The sequence below is a fragment of the Mangrovibacter plantisponsor genome (genome assembly GCF_003182475.1).
Lineage (GTDB): Bacteria > Pseudomonadota > Gammaproteobacteria > Enterobacterales > Enterobacteriaceae > Mangrovibacter > Mangrovibacter plantisponsor.
The window spans coordinates 81,690-100,630 of the sequence record NZ_QGTS01000008.1 but is presented as its reverse complement, the minus strand read 5'-3'; the positions used below and the strand labels follow the sequence as shown (position 1 = coordinate 100,630).

Sequence of the window (18,941 nt, the reverse complement as noted above, 5' to 3'; positions counted from 1 at the left end):
CCGACAAAACTGCCGATGGCAGACAGAACTATGAGGACCTTTTATGAACTCTGTATTGTTACGCGTAACAAATCGAATTATTGAACGCTCTCGTGAAACCCGTGAAGCGTATCTGGCCCGAGTCGAACAAGCGAAAAGTAAAACAGTGCACCGCGCAGAACTGGCGTGTGGCAATCTGGCTCATGGGTTTGCTGCCTGCCAGGCAGAAGATAAAGCCTCGTTAAAAAATATGTTGCGTAACAACATTGGCATCATCACTGCCTATAACGACATGCTGTCTGCGCATCAACCTTACGAAACGTACCCACAAATTATTCGCGAGGCGCTGCATTCTGTGGGCGCAGTAGGCCAGGTCGCTGGTGGCGTTCCGGCTATGTGCGACGGTGTGACACAAGGCCAGGATGGAATGGAGCTCTCGCTGCTTAGCCGTGAAGTGATTGCTATGTCAGCAGCGGTTGGCCTGTCTCATAATATGTTTGATGGCGCGTTGTTCCTCGGGGTGTGCGACAAAATTGTTCCCGGGCTGGCGATGGCTGCGTTGTCATTCGGGCATTTGCCATCGGTGTTTGTGCCATCGGGCCCAATGGCGAGCGGGCTGGCTAATAAAGAAAAAGTGCGTATTCGCCAGTTGTATGCAGAAGGGAAAGTTGACCGTGCGGCGTTACTGGAATCTGAAGCGGCGTCTTACCATGCGCCGGGTACCTGCACATTTTATGGTACAGCCAACACCAACCAGATGGTGATTGAGTTTATGGGGATGCAGTTACCCGGGTCGTCATTTGTTCATCCGGATGCACCTTTGCGTAAAGAACTGACATGTGCCGCTGCACGCCAGGTAACACGGCTTACGGGTAACGGTAGCGAATGGATGCCACTTGGCAAAATGGTTGATGAGAAAGTGGTGGTCAATGGTATTGTCGCCCTGCTGGCCACCGGTGGTTCCACAAACCACACGATGCATCTGGTCGCAATGGCGCGTGCCGCTGGCATAATCATTAACTGGGATGACTTCTCTGAAATTTCTTCAGTTGTGCCGCTGCTGGCGCGTCTTTACCCCAATGGCCCGGCAGACATCAACCACTTCCAGGCTGCAGGTGGCGTACCTGTTCTGATGCGTGAACTGATTAAAGGCGGTTTGTTGCATGAGGATGTGAACACTGTTGCGGGCTTCGGTTTGCAACATTACACCATGGAACCCTGGCTGAATGAAGGCAAACTCGACTGGCGTGAAGGGGCAACTGAATCACTGGATAGCGATATTATTGCCTCTATTGACAAGCCATTCTCCCAACATGGTGGCACCAAAGTATTGAGCGGTAACCTCGGGCGCGCGGTGATGAAAACTTCTGCAGTGCCTGTGGAAAATCAGATCATTGAAGCTCCAGCCATTGTTTTTGAAAGTCAGCATGATGTTGTTCCGGCATTTGAAGCGGGTTTACTGGATAAAGATTGCGTTGTCGTTGTCCGTCATCAAGGTCCGAAAGCGAATGGGATGCCAGAATTACATAAACTCATGCCGCCACTTGGTGTATTATTGGACCGTCGTTTCAAAATTGCATTGGTAACGGATGGACGTTTGTCTGGTGCCTCAGGTAAAGTACCTTCTGCAATTCACGTGACACCGGAAGCTTATGATGGTGGGCTTTTGGCTAAAGTCCGTAATGGCGACATGATCCGTGTAAACGGGCAGACTGGCGAGCTAACCTTGCTGGTTGACGACGCGGAACTACAAGAACGTGAACCGTTCCACCCGGACCTCAGCGCTCAGCGCGTGGGGACTGGTCGTGAGTTATTTGGCGCATTGCGCGAAAACTTATCCGGGGCGGAACAGGGCGCAACCTGTATTTCATTCTAACACTCGGCGCATTTGCGCCGTAACGCTGACTAAACGTTGTCGGGAGACATTTTCTGATGAAAAACTGGAAAACAAGTGCGGAACAGATCCTGAAAACAGGTCCTGTCGTGCCGGTTATTGTTGTCAATAAACTTGAGCACGCAGTACCGATGGCAAAAGCACTGGTAGCTGGTGGGGTACGTGTACTGGAAGTTACACTGCGTACTGCCTGTGCTATTGATGCTATCCGTCTGATTGCAAAAGAAGTGCCGGATGCTATCGTTGGGGCTGGTACCGTGCTGAATCCACAACAACTGGCAGAAGTTACTGAAGCTGGCGCTCAGTTTGCTATCAGCCCGGGCCTGACCGACTCCCTGCTGAAAGCAGCAACTGAAGGCACCATTCCACTGATCCCGGGGATCAGCACTGTTTCTGAACTGATGCTGGGTATGGATTACGGTTTGCGTGAATTCAAATTCTTCCCGGCAGAAGCTAACGGCGGCACCAAAGCTTTATCCGCCATTGCTGGCCCGTTCTCTCAGGTGCGTTTCTGCCCAACAGGTGGTATCTCTCCGGCAAACTACCGTGACTACCTGGCACTGAAAAGCGTGCTGTGCATTGGTGGTTCCTGGCTGGTTCCGGCCGATGCGCTGGAAGCTGGCGATTATGACCGCATTACCCGCCTGGCTCGTGAAGCTGTTGAAGGCGCGAAATAATCAGGCCAGTTAACTGCCTGAGTCATATGCAAACGGCACCCGCGGGTGCCGTTTTTGCATATGCTACTGGAGCCTGATGGATTAACCGTTAACTTGTATTTCCCCAGCTGCTGATTTTGCCCGGGCGACTGCATCTTCTGTTGTTTCACCCGTTGCCAGCGCAACGCCCATACGGCGGGTACCGTTAATTTCAGGTTTGCCAAACAGGCGGATTTGTATGCCTGCGCTGAGCGCATTTTCCATACCACCAAAACGTACATCTGTGCTGACCAGGTTCGGCAGAATGACTGCTGAAGCACAAGGTCCGTACTGGCGAATACCGCCGACTGGTAACCCCAGAAAAGCGCGGACATGCAGTGCAAATTCTGACAAATCCTGAGAGATCATGGTGACCATACCGGTGTCATGCGGGCGAGGAGATACCTCACTGAACACAACATCATCACCACAAACAAACAGTTCCACACCAAATAAGCCATAACCACCAAGCGCCAGAACAACTTTTTCTGCAATGGCCTGTGCCCGGCTCAGCGCGAGCTCACTCATTGCCTGTGGTTGCCATGACTCGCGGTAATCTCCATCTTCCTGGCGGTGGCCTACCGGGGCACAGAAATGCACACCATCAGCCGCACTTACCGTCAGAAGTGTAATTTCGAAATCAAACGCAACGACTCCTTCAATAATCACTTTGCCCGCACCGGCGCGGCCGCCTTCCTGTGCGTAGCTCCAGGCTTTATCCAGGTAGCTGGCATCACGCACAAAACTTTGCCCCTTTCCTGAAGAACTCATGACCGGTTTAATGATGCACGGGAAACCAATTTCTTCTGCTGCAGAAACAAAGTCTGCTTTCGCATCTGCAAAACGGTATGTGGACGTGGGAAGGGCTAACTCTTCTGCAGCCAGCCGACGGATCCCTTCACGGTTCATTGTCAGGCGTGTTGCTTTGGCACAGGGAACAACTTTTTGCCCCTGGCTTTCCAGCTCAACCAGCATGTCTGTAGCGATCGCCTCAATTTCCGGTACGATGTAATCAGGCTTTTCTTCTGCAACCAGATTTTTCAGTGCCTGTGGGTCGAGCATATTGATTACATGGCTACGGTGAGCAACGTGCATAGCAGGGGCATCGGCATATCTGTCAACGGCGATAACCTCCAGACCCAGCCTCTGACATTCAATCGCCACTTCTTCACCCAGTTCCCCAGCGCCAAGAAGCATTACGCGTGTTGCTGCCGGACGCAGCGCAGTTCCTAAAATAGCCATATCGCAGTACCTGATGTGAAAAAAAACAGCGGCAGTATATACGAAAACGTTTGCGTTGACAGCGGGTTTGCATTGTAACCCTGTTTTCACGTATGCTGGATATAAATACAGTGATTGGAGCAGCATGATGGCAGTCGTAGTTAAATATGTTGTCGTGAGAGACGGTGAGGAAAAAATGTCTTTTGTCAGCAAAAAAGAGGCCGATGCCTATGACAAAATGTTAGATCTGGCGGAATGCCTGACTGACTATCTGGAAAGTTCTCCGGTAGTGATGGAAGGGGGGCTGCGCGAAGAACTTGCCTTATGGCTTGCTGAGCATAAAGATGAACTGAGCGGTATTTTGCGTTCCGGTAAGTTACCAGATGTTACCGAAAATGAGCCTGTTTCCCTTGAAAAGAAAGTGAAAACTGCCTGAATCGACTTGCAGGTTGCCTGTTTTGTACCATGCTTTTCTCACAACTTGAGAAATCACGGAGTGGCATGTGAATAAAACAGGCTTTTTGACAGGGTGTATGGTGGCGTTTGCTCTGATGTCTGTATCCGCTGCGGCTAATGCAGTGACTAAAAGAGTAAGCCTCATCCCCTGTGAGAACATGAAAGCGGAAAATATTGCCGCAACAGTTAAAAATGATTACCTGCAAAACCGGTTACAGCGTTGGTCTGACGACCAGAAAGCGTTGGGGCAAAATGACCCCGTCGCCTGGGTTAACGTCAAGGATATGCACCACAATGGCGATACCTGGGTTGTCCCGCTGGTTGTTCGGGGGCAAAAGCAAGATTTGCACTACCAGGTAACGGTGGATTGCAAAGCAGGTAATGCAGATTACCAGCGTTAAGCTGAATAACCGGGCGTAGAGGCCCGGTTTTACGCAATATTGCAGCTAAGTTATTGTACGGCTGCCTGTGATTCTGGCTGGTATGCCCTCAGAATGACAGGCAAATTCCTTCCCACGCGCACTCAGCGTGATACCCTGTGCGGCAGTTGTGCCATCTTCAGGAGTTATTATGGCCCGTTCGCCGGTTTTCCCTCCCCGGGCAGCAAAGCGCCCACATCTGTTAACTCAGCATGGCGATGTCAGGAATGATGATTATTTCTGGCTGCGTGATGACTCACGCCAGTCACCCGAGGTACTGGGGTACCTTCGTGCTGAAAATGATTATTGCATGCAAACTATGGCTCCGCTGGAGCAGTTTCAGCAGGCCCTTTACGATGAAATGGTTGCCCGGCTGCCCAAAAAAGAAAGCAGTGTGCCCTGGCAGCGCAATGGGTATCGCTACCGCCAGTGTTTCGATGAAAATGCTGAGTATCCGGTTTGGCAACGCCAGCCAGCAGAACTGAATAATGGTGATGAGTGGCGAGTTTTGCTCGATTGCAACAACCGGGCTCAGGGCGGGGCATACTACGACTTAGGTGCACTGAGCATCTCTCCGGATAATCGCCTGATGGCAGTGACGGAAGACCGTGTTTCTCGCCGCCAGTATCAGTTACATGTAAAAGATCTTGCCAATGACATATGGCTGAATGACGCCGTCACTGATCTTTCCGGCAGTGTGGTATGGGCGAATGACTCCGCCACGTTTTACTATGTCAAAAAGCATTCAGTGACTTTGCTGCCTTACCAGGTGTGGCGCCACAGGCTGGGTGACGTGGCAGAAAATGACGAACTGGTCTATCAGGAAGAAGATAATCGTTTTTACGTTGGCATTTATAAGTCACGCTCAACTGAGTTTGTGATTATTGCCCTGCACAGCACATCAACCAGTGAAGCCTGGTTACTGGATGCCAATGATGCATCTGCCGTACCGCAATGTTTTCTTGAGCGTGAAGCACAGCATGAGTATGACCTGGACCATTTTCAGGCGCAGTTTTGGGTGCGCTCCAACCGGGATGGCAAAAATTTTGGTTTGTACTGCAGCCCGGAAACAAACCAGGATAAATGGGCGGTCGTGCAGGCTGCAAGTCATACCGTAATGGTCGAGGATTTTACGCTCTTTACTCACTGGGTGGTGATTGAGGAGCGTGAAAACGGGCTTGCCCAGTTACGCCTGGTTGACAGCAGAAATGGCCGCCAGCAGCGGCTGGTGTTTGATGACCCTGCCTGGGTAGTCTGGACCAGTAATAATCATGAGCCAGACAATGAATGGCTGCGCTACGTGTATACCTCTATGACCCGCCCACAAACCGTATTCGAAATGAATATGCGCACTGGTGAACGGCGATTATTAAAGCAACAGGAAGTGTTCGGGTTTGATTCTCAACACTACCAGAGCGACAGGATCTGGATTGACGCCAGAGACGGGGTCAAGGTACCGGTTTCCCTGGTTTGGCGCAAAGATAAGTTCACAACCGGGCAGAACCCTCTATTAGTATACGGCTACGGTGCTTATGGTGAGAGCATCGATGCTGACTTCAGCACTACACGGCTCAGTTTGCTTGACCGCGGTTTTGTATACGCCATAGCTCATGTCAGGGGCGGTGGTGAACTGGGGCAATCGTGGTATGAACAGGGCAAGTTATCGCACAAACCCAATACATTTAATGATTTTATTGATGTGTGTGAAGCGTTGCTGGCGCGTGGGCTGGGAGCGCCTGACCAGTTGTACGCAATGGGCGGGAGTGCCGGAGGTTTGCTGGTGGGGGCTGTAGCTAACCTGAGGCCTGAACTGTTCCGTGGTGTGCTGGCACAGGTTCCGTTTGTTGATGTTGTGACCACAATGCTTGATGAGTCCCTGCCACTCACGACCGGTGAGTATGAGGAGTGGGGGGATCCACATATTCCCGAAGATTACTGGGCCATCAAGGCATGGAGCCCTTATGACCAGGTCACACCACAAGTGTACCCACATATGATGGTCACTACCGGGTTACACGATTCCCAGGTTCAGTATTGGGAACCTGGGAAATGGGTGGCCCGGTTAAGGGAACTGAAAACAGACGACCACCTGCTGTTATTGTGGACAGACCTGGATACAGGCCATGGCGGTAAATCAGGGCGCTATCAGTATTACGATACCGTTGCTCTGGAGTGTGCTTTCCTTATTGGCCTGGCAGAACAACGGCTGGGCTAGCCTGCTCGTTTTCAGTTAACCAGTGGCAGGATCTCTCCCTGCCACTTTTCAGCATTTCGGCGGCAAATCACCAGCACTTCCTCTTTTTCCGCACGAATAAGTAATTGCCCACGGTCGTCCCAACAGGCACTTTTCCCCGGCGAAGTAGCGCTGGTATTGTTCGCCATTAAAATTGGCAGTTGGTATTTTAGAGCCCAGCGCTGCAGCGCAGAACTGACCCAGTTCCACTGAAGTTCATTTACCGCAGACGCAGTAAGGTATATATCTGCGCCTTCATCCACTGCGCCACGCGGCCAAATTTCTTCTCCTGGCTGGCCGTTTATCCCTAATGCCACTTTACCACCTGATATATTGATTACCGGTGTACCTTCAACCTGGCAAAAAACATCTTCCGCCAGGCATACCAGTGTGGCGCAGGATAAATTTTGCACGCCATTTTCTGGTGTAATTGCCACGCCCCCTTCATTACCCGAACTCAGAATAGTAATCACGCCATACCGGGCCGCGGCATCCTGCAGGCTGGCCAGCCATAGGGTTTGTGCTTCTTGCCCGGAATTGAGGATTTCACTGAGTGGCAATGAGTTATCTGGGAACATGAGCACATCGACATCATTCAGCCCTGCATGGCGAATGAAACGCACGTGATGGGCAACCGTTTCAGGTAAGTTGCTCTGTGGTGAGCAGCATTGTGCTGCGGCGACACTCCATTGGCGCATAACGAATTCCTTATACAGCGCTCACCCCGGGGCTACCGGGGTGAGATATTTCAATCAGGAAAATCTGTATAAGGAAGAGTAACGGACAGAACGTAAATAACTGTCACTGGATGTAATCGTTATTTCGATTTTGGTTCATAAGGCAGGCGAGAAAGATTTACTGACGCCAGGCGATGAGCAACCAGGCGCTCACGGAACCAGGGGCGCAGGGCTTCAGGTTGTTCGCGCTCAACTTGTTCAGCAATAACAGGCATGTTGTAGCGCTCTTTGAATGCAACAGCACCCGCGGCGAGGTCTACGTTGATTTTGTCCATCTCGTCCTGAGGAATATTTGCAAGATTAGTATTCATATCGCCTCCTGATAATGCCGGAAGTGTACCCTGTTATAGGTGAATCATAAACCCTGAAGTAACACGCGAAGCGTTATACATTGTGCAGAAATTCTTTACCGCATGAAGGGTGACGCAGCAGGGGAATAATCGTTATAGTCTGGGGAAAATTTCTGTTGGGTAACAAACCGGGCTTCCTGAATTCCTCAGCTTCCCGGGCTTGAAGAGAGCAGCACGCTAAATGAGAAAGTTAACGATTGGACTGGTGTTATTGGGCTCAGCATTTGCCGCACAGGCGGCTTCTGAAATACAGACAGTAAGCCGGTTTCAGGTGGGCAAGGATAAATGGGCATTCAACCGTGAAGAAGTGATGCTGGTTTGCAGGCCAGGTAATGCACTGTATGTCATTAACCCCAGCACACTGATGCAATACCCTCTGAACCCGGTTGCAGAGCAGCAAGTGGCTGAAGGGAAAGAATCGGGGCAGCCCATTTCGGTCATTCAAATAGATGATCCCAAAAATCCGGGTAAAAAAATGTCACTGCAGCCATTTATCGAACGAGCAAGCCACCTGTGCGGTTAACTGGTTGATTTTTTGATGCCATAAATAAAAGAAAAGCCGTAACAGAGTTGCTTCTGTTACGGCTTTTTCGCGACCAGTACCGGTCAGTTAATGTTTTTTATGCTCCAGTTTTGCCAAACACTGGAAAAGCTGACACGGTAATCTATTCTTAAAAGGCAAGGCAAATAGCCTGCATTAATGCCAACTTTTAGCGCACGGCTCTCTCCCAAGAGCCATTTCCCTGGACCGAATATAGGAATCGTATTCGGTCTTTTTTTTATCACCTTATAAATCAGTAACTTAGAGGTGATTGCACGAAAATGCACGAAAAATGCACGAAATTGCATATCCGGTCTTTCGCCTCAAACCAGAGTAAACACTTTCTCACGCACATCAAGATATTTTTCTGTCATTTTTTCTGAACGATGCCCGAACAGCTTTTGCGCAAAATCTTTGCCGCGTTGTTCTTCGTGAAGTCGGCCAGATAAGCTCCTGATTTCATGAAAACTCGGTGGGTTATCATTAAACATGATTCGGGCTTTAACAAAACCTTTGGTTAGACTGTCTGGATGTACCGAACCATCACTTTGAGCGCTATTTATAAAAACTGGCACTGCTGATGCCATGCTCCCGGTACAGTTCGGGAACAGACGTACCCGCCTCAGCCTGTTTGTGAATGATAATGATCTCACTGTCAGTAAAACGTGATCGCTTTATAGAGGTCTCCCGGTATTCACGTTATGAGAAAATTCTACTTATGCATGCACTAGTTTTCCGGGGGGATTACCCCATTACCCCCGGATTTAGCGGTTACGACTCCGGGGGCTTCTTTGCGGAGTGTCCGTTTCGCCTGCCAGTCAGTCTGCCTGCTCAGGGCAAGTTGGGCTGGTGGTTTGCATGGAAAGGTGCTGTTTTAACTCACCCAGGGGCACTGGTCGGCCAATAAAGTACCCTTGCAGTGCGTCACAGTCTAAAGACTCGAAATAAGTAAGCTGTTCTTCTGTCTCCACGCCTTCAGCCGTGATATGCAATGAAAAAGCTTTACCGAGACCCACAATATTTTCGACCACCCGTCGGGCACTTTCTGATGTATCTGTTGGGATGACAAAAGATTTATCCAGCTTGATCCCATCGAACGGGAAAGCATGGAGATAACTTAGCGAAGCATAACCTGCGCCAAAATCGTCAATCAAAAAGCGGACTCCAATGCTTTTCAGAGACAGTATAATTTCAGTGACTCTGTCCGGGTCACTCAGCGCAGTATTTTCTGATATCTCAATTTCAAGCCGTGAGGGTGAAAGACCCGATGTGGCCAGCACATGGTGAATCCGCGAAACAAACCCGGAGACACGGAATTCGATAGCTGAAATGTTTACTGCGACGGAAAGCGTGCCGAAGTGTTCAACGGCATCCTGGCTGGCGGTAGCCAGCACCCAGTCGCTTAATTGAAAAATAAGGCCGGTATCTTCTGCCAGGGGAATAAACTGGTCCGGCATCAACAGGCCAAGACGGGGGTGCGGCCAGCGAATAAGCGCTTCAATGGTTGCTACTTTTCCACTGTGCACGTCATAGCGAGGCTGGTAAACCAGCTGCAACTGGTTGGCGTGAATGGCATCACGAAGTTCATTCTCCAGTTCGCGGCGTTGAACAATTTGCTCTTTCATTGAAGGATGGTAAAGCCGCCAGCAGTTACGCCCGTCATGCTTTGCCTGGTAGAGAGCTATATCTGAATAGCGCAGTAAGTCATTGGCATCGGTAGCATGAAGAGGGGCAATAGCTATACCAATACTGGCACCAATAAATACATCGGTGTCTTCAAGGTGGAATGCCTGGGTGAGACGGGATAGCAAAGCATCACTCAGGCGTTCTGGTTCGTTCGACCCTTGTGTTGTGGGCAGAATAACGATGAATTCGTCGCCGCCATAGCGGGTTACCAGACCATTTTCAGGGATACAGTCGCGCATGCGTGCGGAAACGTCATGCAAAATTTTGTCTCCCACTGAATGCCCATACAGATCGTTAACTGGCTTGAATTTATCCAGATCAACTGTCAACACAGCAATTTGTTGATCATGAGCAAGCTGTTTCAGGGGTTTTCGGTCCAAAAACTGGCGCATTTGTACCCGGTTGGGTAGCCCGGTTAGCTCATCATGTTCCGACAGGTAACGTACTCTTGCCTGAGTCTGCACTTCCTGTGTAACATCCGTTGCTGTTCCCCTAAAGCCCGGTCGGCCGTCAGATTTTTTGACCTTCTTAATAACCAGGTTGCAATAATGTGGCTGGTTGTCAGGGGAAAAATACAGGCACTGATCGAGAGCCAGATGGCTGCCAACAGAGGCAGAACTGGCCCACTGTGTCAGGCGGTAATTTGGCTGTAAATCCAGAAGGAAGGTGGTGAGTGGCCGGCCAAGCCAGGCTTGTTGCGGGCTGCCTGTTATCACAGGGAAGCGGCCTGAAATCCAGCTAAAACATAATTTATCATCAGTTTCCCAGATCCAGTCACTGGTTGTTTCCGCTACATCGCGAAAGCGCTGTTCACTTGCAGCCAGAGCCAGCCGCCCTTGTTCCAGCAAAAATGTACTTTCATCATTCAGGCGCGCTCTTAGCATGGCATGGCGCATTAAAGCCAGGGCCAGGAACAATGTGGCAAAAAAGAGGAAGACCATGGAAGGCAACACCCAGGTTAACAGCGCGCCACCGGGGTTGCTGCTTGTCCATTCTATGCTGATGCCCCCAGTGCTGGTGCTCAGTGGGAAACCGGCCTCTCGTTTATCAGAATCAACTTGCCTGGCGTGAGTATGGATATGTGTATTAAGTACACCATATTCCTGCCCCATAGCTCTCAACTTTGCCGGAGTCAGGCGGTCAACAAAAATCATAATAGATGGCGGGCCTGGAATGGGTTTTATGGTGTCGTCACTTCCTGTCTGTATCCAGGCTGCGGCCAGCAGAACCAGGGTGTTGTTCACCACGGCAAACTGCGAGACAGACTTACCACCAGATTGTTGAAGGCGCTGGTGCAGCATGGGTAACACGGGCACAGTTAACCAGCTTTGAAAAGGTGTGTGTACCAGCTTCCCGCTAATGACGCTGTAACGGGTGACATCATCCGGGTCAAGCACAAAAACACCTTCGAGCTCAAACGAGGTATAAAGTGAACGCCCGAGGTTTTGTTGATCCCATGCCCAGTTGGTATTCAGGTGTACATGCAGGTTGGTATAGGCTTCACCCCAGTTAGCGTTATCATCAAGGTGGGTTCGAATTGCTTCCTGGCGGGCATGAAGCGCCTTTAACAGTAACAGCTGGTTTTGCTGGTCGGCCTGGGTGTTAAGCGTATTGGCAATAGAAAACAGCGTAACGATAACCGCCACGAAAATGGCGCTGATCATTACTATCATGGCAATGAGAGTTCGCCTGACTATTCCCCGGCTATCGGCCAGAGGAAGAGTACTTGCGGCGTTAAGCACATTTTTATTCATACTGTTTTCATTTCAGTGTGCTCAGAGAGCTTGATTGCGCCAGTCGCGAGTCGTCATTGATATATCGGCAGGGTTGCAGCAAGATTTACCGTAGGGAATCGCCACAGGAAAAATTATTCCCTGTTTGCCAGCCAGGACACAGTTTAGTGAGGTGATAAGGCATATACCCCGGAGCAGAGGCGGTTATCTGTTAACCTGGTGGCAGCTCAGGGAGTGATATCGATTCACCCGAAGGCCTGAATATGGTAGAAATAACAGATTCTTCACACATTCAGCGCATTGAATCAACATTCCTCAGGAGGCGCTATGTTCGAAAAACTTCATACTCGCAATGGTAAAAAATTCTTATTGTGTGTCGCACTGGTCTTCATTGTTGCACTTTCTGTGATTGGCAAGGCAACGTTTGGTGGAGTGGTGGATGAATACAACATGCCAATGTCTGAATGGTCGGTTTCTATGTACTTTATGCAAAGTGCATGGGTGCTTATCTACACGCTGATGTTCACTATTATTGGGTCTTTGCCGTTTGGTTTCTATTTCCTGGGCGAGACAGACACGCATCACTGATATGTAAGGCATTAAATAACTATCCCGGCAGGCCGCCGGGATAGGGAAAAGTACCTGTACAGGTTGCTCGTATCAGGCTGTTGTATTGATATTACGGCCGACTGCCGGGTTAGCCGGGAGTGAAGGCACCGCGTTAATCAACTGTGTAGCAACTGACTCCTGGTTATCCAGCGTTTTTCTCAGCATTAACGTGCTTACCTCATTATTGGTTTGCATGGTGCTGAGGCCGGTAGAAAGTGCAGCAATCTGTGATACATCCATCTTAATATCCTGATTGAGTTGAGAAATATCGGAACGATACAGGACATGAAAAGGGTAAACCCTAATCGGCGAAAATGTAACGTGGGCAAAAAAATACCCACGTTTTGCTGTTATCGGCAGGGTAGCGTAAAACCTGAGGATTAAATGCCAAAAGCCAGCCACACATCGCAAATTGCGAACTCAGGCCCGTATGTTAACGGGCTGTGGGCAGATTACAGGTCGTCTGCGTGCGCATCCTGCAGGGCTTTGGCATCGGGGGATGAGAACAGCAATACCGTGCTGGTGCTGCCCTGGCTGTCGCTGGCGAAGTAGAGTGCGATATTGCCATCGCCAAAGGTAAACATGACCGACTGGCCTGGCGTTGTGCGTACTGCGGTAATTTGATCTTCTCCAGGCGCGCTCACCAGCCCATACTTCTTAGCCAGTGAATTAATTGTTTCTGCCGTGTTGTCTACAGGTACCCGGATACCCAGGCGAATAAACTGGTTGCCGGCAAAGAAAAACTCAGCATGCGTTACGCCACTTTCGAAAGGGAAGTCTGCGCACTGGTACATTTCCCCGATTTCAACTTTTACCGGGCCAGTCATTGTGCAGTGTGCATGCTGTTTAATCACGTCCGGGCTACTACCAAAATCCATGTCGCGAAAACCGCTGGCTGCCTGGGCGCCGTTGCAGGTCAAAATTAGCAGGGCACTCGCCAACAGTGGAAAAGACTTTTTCATTTCCTGTTCCTGAAACTGATGTTGTACACATTAACCTCGCTGCAGGATACGCGCCATGTTGTGTTTCAGCCAGCAGATTTTAGCCAGTACAGTTTGGTTAACTTTAATGTTGTAAACAAACATAAAGGCAGGGTATGTAAATTAAAATGATAACAATTAGTTAGCAGATAATTAGTGAAAAATTCATCAGCAAAGTATTAATGGGGCTTTATGGCTATTTTATTATTACTGAATATGTGGTGGGTGCAGGAATTAATTTTTTAATTGCAATCATTGGGTTGGCTGTAAAAGTGCTATTTAGATCAATAAAGATGCTTGTTTTTACATGCAGTGGTGACTTTACTTTAATACGCTATAAAAGTCTTTTTGATATTGCCGATAGATAAGTCATGGTTAATCACTTCCTGTTTTGAGTGATGTTTTTTCATAGTAAAACCTCTGCGTTATATAAGGAACAGCCGTATGCTTCTGGAACTGTTAGGCCTTAAAAAGCTAAAGATTACTGCGAAATTATATCTGGGTTTTTCTGTTGCTATAGTTATTGTGGTTTTAGTCTCAGCATTTGGTATTAATGCCTTGTTTGATATCAAAAACCACACGACGAAAAATGATTTTGCAAACAACTTGTCTGCAGAGCTTGATAAGCTAAGAAGCGCCCGGCTGACCTATCTTGCTACTAATGACCTCTCCGTGCTGGAGAAAAACCGGCAGGAGCTGGCCCAGACTACCGGCCTGATTGAAAATAATAGCAAGTTGTCCTGGCAGTCAGATGACCTTCCTTTGCTCGAAACCATCAAACAGAAGTTTGTGGTCTACCAGAACAGCTATGAGCAAGTCTATCAAAAAGAAAAAGAACGCCTGTCTATGATTGAAGGAATCAGCCAGGAAATCAGCCAGGAAAAATTAGATAACTATTATCATGCTATTCAAAATACGCCTCTGACAGAATCGCAGGTAAATAAGTTATTTAGTTTTATGTTACTGCTAAGTGATGTGCGTGATATTGCTCACGATGTGCAAATGCATGGTGAACAGGCCTATGTCGACCAGGCATCAGAAAAAATGGCACAGGCAAAAAAAATGTATAGTGATTTCCCCCGTGATACAGGTTTGCCTTTCAATGTCATAGACCCTGTCTGGCAATATTTCGGCCAGTTCATGCAGAATATGCAGAGTTACTACCATACTTACCAGGAAAGTGCACAGGCGACAAATATGCTGAGTGCTTCCGCACAATCTCTGACACAGGCCGTACAGGTATTAAATGATCTTGAAGCTGAAAAAAACCGAACTATTATTTTTCACACCATTAGTGTGATGATTGTCATTTCAATTATTGCCATTTTGTTTGGTTTACTTGCTGCGTGGTATATCACCCGCCTGATAACCAAACCGATTAAAGAAAACCTGCAACTCGCCGAGCATATTGCTGATGGCGACCTTACACAGCATATTAAACCGGCAAGTAACGATGAACTGGGGCAACTGACGTCCGCAATGGCCAAAATGAATGCCCGGCTGCATAAAATGATCAGCGATATTCAGGGCAGCGTTGAGCATGTGGTGGGGGCTACCGGGAAAATTGCTGCCAGCAATGATGACCTGGCTTCACGCACTGAACAGCAATCAGCCGCGGTAGTTGAAACCGCAGCCAGCATGGAAGAGTTAACTTCTGCAGTGAAACGCAATGCAGAAAATGCTCACCAGGCAAGCCAACTGGCCACAGGTGCTACACAGGATGCCGGTAAAGGTGGTGACATTGTGCGCGGTGTAATTAAAACCATGGACAGTATTACCGACAGTTCGAAAAAAATTACTGAAATTATTAATGTCATTAATAGTATCTCGTTCCAGACCAATATTCTGGCACTAAATGCGGCAGTAGAAGCAGCACGTGCTGGTGAACAGGGGCGTGGGTTTGCTGTGGTGGCAGGGGAAGTGCGTATGCTGGCTTCGCGCAGTGCTCAGGCAGCAAAAGAGATTGAAACTCTGATTACTGAGTCTGTATCACGTGTACAAACAGGGTCTTCGCAAGTATATGAAGCCGGGAAAACTATGGAGAACATTTTCACTTCTGTGTCGCATGTGAATGACATCATGAAGGAAATTGCATCGGCATCAGATGAACAAAGCCGGGGTATCGACCAGATAAGCCACGCTATATCTGAGCTGGATACAACGACACAGCAGAATGCGTCGATGGTGGTGGATTCATCGCACAACGCTGGTGCTCTGGAAGAAGAGGCTGCTCGTCTGGCCGGTCTGGTGGACATGTTCCGGATTTCTGCCGCTCCTGCACAACAACACCCGCGTCCGGCACCTGTACGCCCGGCATTAGCCAATAAACCCGCGTTGACTGGCGACAATGGCGGTCAGTGGGAAAGCTTCTGACCTGACAGCCCCCGGTGCCAGCTATACTGAGTGCATTGGGGGGATTTATGTATCAACGCATTGATGGGCGTAACTGGCGGCACATCTATTTGGTTGGTGACTTGCACGGTTGCCTGGCACAATTTGCCGGGCAACTACGCAAGGTTCGCTTTGACCCCTGGCAAGACTTAGTTATTTCTGTGGGGGATTTAATTGACCGGGGTCCGGACAGCCCCGGCTGCCTGGCTCTGATTGGCAAACCCTGGTTTCGTGCCGTTCAGGGTAACCACGAGGTGATGGCGCTGAATTCACTCCAAAATACCCGCCACGATACAGAAAGCGGGTTTTTATGGGAAATGAATGGCGGCCGGTGGTTTCGCCAATTAAATGAAGCGCAAAAAAAGCAAGCAGAAGATCTCTTTCAGCGCTGTAAACACCTCCCTTTTATTATCGAATTACTTACCCAGGATAAACGCATCATCATTGCACATGCTGATTATCCCTTGCCTCATTGGGTATGGCAGGCTGATGTTGACCCAGCGCTTGTGGTCTGGAGCCGTGAGCGTTTACAGCGGAATATTCAGGGGAAAGGCGAACCAATTGAAGGTGCTGATGCCTTTTATTTTGGGCACACACCACTAAAAACACCACTGCATTTTTTTAACCAGCACTACATCGATACCGGGGCAGTATTTGGTAATACCCTGACGTTAGTGGCTGTGCAGTAACCATAAGTCGCTGCGTTGTTTTGCCGGGTGCATACCTTTCATGCGGTGTTTTGCTTCATAGGGGTAACATCCTCCATGGCGAATGCCCTGGTCTTTCATCGCATACAGGCACTGTTCTTCAGTGGTGAAATTTTCTATTGGCAGTGTTTTGCAACCACCATTGAGATAACAAACAAAAAGCACAAGCGTGTACATGCGTCCCTCACGTCCATCGTGGCACTGTGTGTTAAGTGTAGGAGAGGGAAGTAAGCCTGGGAAATACCAGACAAAAAAATAAGCCCGCCATGGGGGCGGGAAAGTGCAGCGATAACAATGTCTCTGGTGCTCCAAAGGCACTGATTATGCAAAAAGGTTGTGGCAACAGATTATCGGTTTATTCCGTAACCCTGAAAAAGGAAGAGAGACATTTCCTGTTTAAGGGGACCGGTTGCAGTCAGTTCCTTATACTATTACTTGTCCTGTTTCTTGCAATATTTACGGTGCTATTCCACCCGCATAACCCATGCATCAGTGGTTTTGTCGTAGTCCTGACGGTAAAGCTCCGATGTGGCGCCATCCATTTGGGCCGGGATTGAGGTTTGTTCATCCCATGCATCAAGTTGCATACATAAATCCGGGTCGGATTTACAGGGGATTGTCAGGGTTGTCCCTTCTTTCCCACTATGCAATTCTGCATCATCAATTTCATAAGCTCCTATACGAACACTGGTTTTGGTCATCGTGCGCTCCATGATTTATTTGCAGGTGGTATGACCAGATAAGGTCATACCTATGAAGCGTAGTGAAGATGACACAAATTGCCAAATCAAAAAATGCGTAAATTTTGGCCAGGTCACATCATTGTGCAGCGCTGAACAGAATGCCATCCCGAACTAACTCGCGTGGAAAACTGTTTTTCAATTTACTGGACACTTTTTTCGCCAGCCCCAAAACCTGCCCCTGGAACACCACCAAAACCTCACCGAACTGTGGTGGGTTGCTAAGGAAAATATCTCTGCCGCGATACCATTCCTGTGCCTGTTCACCATTAATCTCGAAGGCATTAGGCGCACTGGCGTTGCCCAGTGCAATGACCGCTTCATGTTGCCAGCGCACGCCTTTATTGTGGCGTTCTGCCAGTTTGATTCCGCAGCGAGAGAAACGCACTTTATTGAGCAACGGTTCAATGTCTTGTGCAAACAGCCACAACTCGTTATCACGCACCCACAGGTTATGTGATTGCGGCCAGGTTAACCCCACCTCCGCTGCGGCCTGCTGTATTGACTGGCTGTCTTTGCGACTGGCAGGTTTGAACGGAAATGTTCCTAATTTAAATGACGGTTTTTCAGGTGCAGGCAGGCTGGCTTGCTTGCGCAGGCAGGCGATAAAAAAACCTTCACTGTCATAATATTGTGGAAATACATGCAGAAAACCTTCTGCAGTTAGGGCTTTATCTGCTCCAGGGAACAGGTTACCCAGCGGTAAAACAGCCAGTTGTTCAGGAAATGCTTCAAGCAACGCGTGGCAAACTTCCTGATTTTCATGCCGGTTCAGCGTACAAGTGGAATACACCAGCGTTCCGCCGGGGCGCAATGCGTGGAGTGCGCTCTCCAGCAGTTCCCTCTGGGTTGCGGCAATGCTGTGCATACTATCCGTTGACCAGTTTTTCAGGGCATCGGCATCCTTACGGATAACACCTTCACCAGAACAAGGGGCATCAAGCAAGACAGCATCAAACGTTTCCGGTAATGCTGCGCCAAAGACTTTGCCATCGAAATGGGTCAGAGCGGTGTTAATTACGCCACAACGGCTCAGGTTGGCATGCAGGACTTTTACCCGGCTGCTGGAAAACTCATTCGCCAGGATAAAGCCCTGGTTGCCCATGCATGCAGCCAGTTGTGTTGTTTTGGAGCCTGGTGCCGCAGCCATATCCATCATGCTGGCGGGAAGGGCTTCACACTGCGAGAGTAACGCGGTCACCGGCAGCATTGAACTGGCTTCCTGGATATAAAATAACCCGCCCAGATGTTCTGCAGTACTGCCCAGTGGGAGTTCATCTTCATCGTCCCGTTCTATCCAGAAACCTTCGCTGCACCAGGGGACAGGCGTGAGTTGCCACTGGTAGGGGGCCGTCAGGGTAAGAAAGTCAGCAACTGAGATTTTCAGCGTATTCACACGAATACTGCGGCGCAGTGGTTTCGCACAATATTCAAGAAAGGTGTCCAGAGTAGTGCTGCCTGGCAGCGTGTCACTCATCAGTTGCAGAAATTCAGGCGGAAGAAAAAGGCTGTGCGAGGCGGCCACGTTGTGTCCCTGTATTACAAAGTTAATGCGGCAGTTTAACACAAA

At 49.2% G+C, this 18,941-nt stretch carries 18 protein-coding genes and 2 pseudogenes; 9 read left to right on the top strand and 11 right to left on the bottom strand.

What is annotated here, in order from left to right; genetic code table 11:
• Positions 1–43 precede the first annotated feature (43 nt).
• Both edd and DES37_RS14335 read left to right on the top strand, forming a co-directional pair.
• Positions 44–1,855, top strand: a complete 1,812-nt coding sequence (gene edd / locus DES37_RS14340) for a phosphogluconate dehydratase (RefSeq protein WP_036111722.1) — start codon at positions 44–46, stop codon at positions 1,853–1,855.
• A 56-nt stretch (positions 1,856–1,911) separates the two neighbouring features.
• Positions 1,912–2,550 carry a bifunctional 4-hydroxy-2-oxoglutarate aldolase/2-dehydro-3-deoxy-phosphogluconate aldolase gene (locus tag DES37_RS14335; RefSeq protein ID WP_036111720.1) on the top strand — a complete coding sequence of 213 codons (639 nt, stop codon included), beginning with the start codon at positions 1,912–1,914 and terminating at the stop codon, positions 2,548–2,550.
• A gap of 81 nt (positions 2,551–2,631) precedes the next feature.
• Here DES37_RS14335 and purT read toward each other — a convergent pair whose 3' ends face one another.
• The gene (purT, locus tag DES37_RS14330) at positions 2,632–3,810 is read right to left on the bottom strand and encodes a formate-dependent phosphoribosylglycinamide formyltransferase (RefSeq protein ID WP_110026343.1); all 1,179 of its coding nucleotides are present in this window, start codon (positions 3,808–3,810) and stop codon (positions 2,632–2,634) included.
• Positions 3,811–3,937: 127 nt separating this feature from the next.
• Here purT and DES37_RS14325 point away from each other — a divergent pair, with 127 nt between their 5' ends.
• From DES37_RS14325 to DES37_RS14315, 3 genes are all read left to right on the top strand, one after another.
• Positions 3,938–4,225, top strand: a complete 288-nt coding sequence (locus DES37_RS14325; protein WP_036111997.1) for a YebG family protein — start codon at positions 3,938–3,940, stop codon at positions 4,223–4,225.
• A 67-nt stretch (positions 4,226–4,292) separates the two neighbouring features.
• Positions 4,293–4,646, top strand: coding sequence for a protein YebF (gene yebF, locus DES37_RS14320; RefSeq protein WP_072006983.1), 354 nt, complete (start codon positions 4,293–4,295; stop codon positions 4,644–4,646).
• A 169-nt stretch (positions 4,647–4,815) separates the two neighbouring features.
• The gene (locus DES37_RS14315) at positions 4,816–6,879 is read left to right on the top strand and encodes a S9 family peptidase (protein WP_110026341.1); all 2,064 of its coding nucleotides are present in this window, start codon (positions 4,816–4,818) and stop codon (positions 6,877–6,879) included.
• A gap of 11 nt (positions 6,880–6,890) precedes the next feature.
• On the opposite strand, the gene DES37_RS14310 is transcribed toward DES37_RS14315, so the two are convergent.
• Entirely contained in the window at positions 6,891–7,595 is a 705-nt protein-coding gene (locus DES37_RS14310; RefSeq protein WP_110026340.1) for a nitrilase-related carbon-nitrogen hydrolase, read from the bottom strand.
• 119 nt (positions 7,596–7,714) lie between these two features.
• Positions 7,715–7,945, bottom strand: coding sequence for a DNA polymerase III subunit theta (locus DES37_RS14305; RefSeq protein WP_036111705.1), 231 nt, complete (start codon positions 7,943–7,945; stop codon positions 7,715–7,717).
• A 220-nt stretch (positions 7,946–8,165) separates the two neighbouring features.
• Between DES37_RS14305 and DES37_RS14300 the strand changes: the two genes are divergently transcribed.
• Entirely contained in the window at positions 8,166–8,507 is a 342-nt protein-coding gene (locus tag DES37_RS14300) for a YebY family protein (RefSeq protein WP_036111699.1), read from the top strand.
• Between the two features lie 341 nt (positions 8,508–8,848).
• Here the strand turns inward: DES37_RS14300 and DES37_RS14295 are convergent.
• The 3 genes and pseudogenes from DES37_RS14295 to DES37_RS14285 all read right to left on the bottom strand — a co-directional run.
• Positions 8,849–9,088, bottom strand: a pseudogene (locus DES37_RS14295) (tyrosine-type recombinase/integrase); the annotation flags it as partial.
• Positions 9,084–9,203: pseudogene (locus DES37_RS14290) on the bottom strand (transposase); the annotation flags it as partial. The pseudogenes DES37_RS14290 and DES37_RS14295, both read right to left, overlap by 5 nt.
• A gap of 140 nt (positions 9,204–9,343) precedes the next feature.
• Complete coding sequence (locus DES37_RS14285) at positions 9,344–11,965, bottom strand: bifunctional diguanylate cyclase/phosphodiesterase (protein WP_281271483.1); 2,622 nt, start codon at positions 11,963–11,965, stop codon at positions 9,344–9,346.
• 306 nt (positions 11,966–12,271) lie between these two features.
• Here DES37_RS14285 and DES37_RS14280 point away from each other — a divergent pair, with 306 nt between their 5' ends.
• Complete coding sequence (locus DES37_RS14280; RefSeq protein WP_110026335.1) at positions 12,272–12,532, top strand: DUF2534 family protein; 261 nt, start codon at positions 12,272–12,274, stop codon at positions 12,530–12,532.
• A 72-nt stretch (positions 12,533–12,604) separates the two neighbouring features.
• Here DES37_RS14280 and DES37_RS14275 read toward each other — a convergent pair whose 3' ends face one another.
• Positions 12,605–12,793, bottom strand: coding sequence for a YjfB family protein (locus tag DES37_RS14275; protein ID WP_036107226.1), 189 nt, complete (start codon positions 12,791–12,793; stop codon positions 12,605–12,607).
• Between the two features lie 212 nt (positions 12,794–13,005).
• Complete coding sequence (locus DES37_RS14270; protein ID WP_110026334.1) at positions 13,006–13,515, bottom strand: hypothetical protein; 510 nt, start codon at positions 13,513–13,515, stop codon at positions 13,006–13,008.
• Between the two features lie 462 nt (positions 13,516–13,977).
• Here DES37_RS14270 and DES37_RS14260 point away from each other — a divergent pair, with 462 nt between their 5' ends.
• Both DES37_RS14260 and DES37_RS14255 read left to right on the top strand, forming a co-directional pair.
• Positions 13,978–15,906 carry a methyl-accepting chemotaxis protein gene (locus DES37_RS14260; RefSeq protein WP_110026330.1) on the top strand — a complete coding sequence of 643 codons (1,929 nt, stop codon included), beginning with the start codon at positions 13,978–13,980 and terminating at the stop codon, positions 15,904–15,906.
• Between the two features lie 47 nt (positions 15,907–15,953).
• A complete protein-coding gene (locus DES37_RS14255; RefSeq protein WP_110026328.1) occupies positions 15,954–16,613 on the top strand; it encodes a metallophosphoesterase in 660 nt (219 codons plus the stop codon).
• Here the strand turns inward: DES37_RS14255 and DES37_RS14250 are convergent.
• From DES37_RS14250 to rsmF, 3 genes are all read right to left on the bottom strand, one after another.
• Entirely contained in the window at positions 16,596–16,808 is a 213-nt protein-coding gene (locus DES37_RS14250) for a DUF1482 family protein (protein WP_110026326.1), read from the bottom strand. The genes DES37_RS14255 and DES37_RS14250 overlap by 18 nt on opposite strands.
• Before the next feature lie 287 nt (positions 16,809–17,095).
• Positions 17,096–17,332: a DUF1480 family protein gene (locus DES37_RS14245; protein WP_036107246.1), complete on the bottom strand. Its 237-nt coding sequence runs from the start codon at positions 17,330–17,332 to the stop codon at positions 17,096–17,098.
• Between the two features lie 118 nt (positions 17,333–17,450).
• Complete coding sequence (gene rsmF / locus DES37_RS14240; RefSeq protein WP_281271482.1) at positions 17,451–18,896, bottom strand: 16S rRNA (cytosine(1407)-C(5))-methyltransferase RsmF; 1,446 nt, start codon at positions 18,894–18,896, stop codon at positions 17,451–17,453.
• Positions 18,897–18,941 lie beyond the last annotated feature (45 nt).

Bases quoted from the DNA above. Each gene is read 5' to 3' on its own strand.
- DES37_RS14300 (WP_036111699.1), top strand. From the start codon at position 8,166: ATGAGAAAGTTAACGATTGGACTGGTGTTATTGGGCTCAGCATTTGCC.
- DES37_RS14250 (WP_110026326.1), bottom strand. From the start codon at position 16,808: ATGTACACGCTTGTGCTTTTTGTTTGTTATCTCAATGGTGGTTGCAAA.
- DES37_RS14325 (WP_036111997.1), top strand. From the start codon at position 3,938: ATGGCAGTCGTAGTTAAATATGTTGTCGTGAGAGACGGTGAGGAAAAA.
- DES37_RS14305 (WP_036111705.1), bottom strand. From the start codon at position 7,945: ATGAATACTAATCTTGCAAATATTCCTCAGGACGAGATGGACAAAATC.
- DES37_RS14245 (WP_036107246.1), bottom strand. From the start codon at position 17,332: ATGACCAAAACCAGTGTTCGTATAGGAGCTTATGAAATTGATGATGCA.
- DES37_RS14315 (WP_110026341.1), top strand. From the start codon at position 4,816: ATGGCCCGTTCGCCGGTTTTCCCTCCCCGGGCAGCAAAGCGCCCACAT.
- DES37_RS14270 (WP_110026334.1), bottom strand. From the start codon at position 13,515: ATGAAAAAGTCTTTTCCACTGTTGGCGAGTGCCCTGCTAATTTTGACC.
- DES37_RS14335 (WP_036111720.1), top strand. From the start codon at position 1,912: ATGAAAAACTGGAAAACAAGTGCGGAACAGATCCTGAAAACAGGTCCT.
- DES37_RS14260 (WP_110026330.1), top strand. From the start codon at position 13,978: ATGCTTCTGGAACTGTTAGGCCTTAAAAAGCTAAAGATTACTGCGAAA.
- DES37_RS14255 (WP_110026328.1), top strand. From the start codon at position 15,954: ATGTATCAACGCATTGATGGGCGTAACTGGCGGCACATCTATTTGGTT.
- DES37_RS14285 (WP_281271483.1), bottom strand. From the start codon at position 11,965: ATGAATAAAAATGTGCTTAACGCCGCAAGTACTCTTCCTCTGGCCGAT.
- purT (WP_110026343.1), bottom strand. From the start codon at position 3,810: ATGGCTATTTTAGGAACTGCGCTGCGTCCGGCAGCAACACGCGTAATG.
- DES37_RS14275 (WP_036107226.1), bottom strand. From the start codon at position 12,793: ATGGATGTATCACAGATTGCTGCACTTTCTACCGGCCTCAGCACCATG.
- DES37_RS14310 (WP_110026340.1), bottom strand. From the start codon at position 7,595: ATGCGCCAATGGAGTGTCGCCGCAGCACAATGCTGCTCACCACAGAGC.
- edd (WP_036111722.1), top strand. From the start codon at position 44: ATGAACTCTGTATTGTTACGCGTAACAAATCGAATTATTGAACGCTCT.
- DES37_RS14280 (WP_110026335.1), top strand. From the start codon at position 12,272: ATGTTCGAAAAACTTCATACTCGCAATGGTAAAAAATTCTTATTGTGT.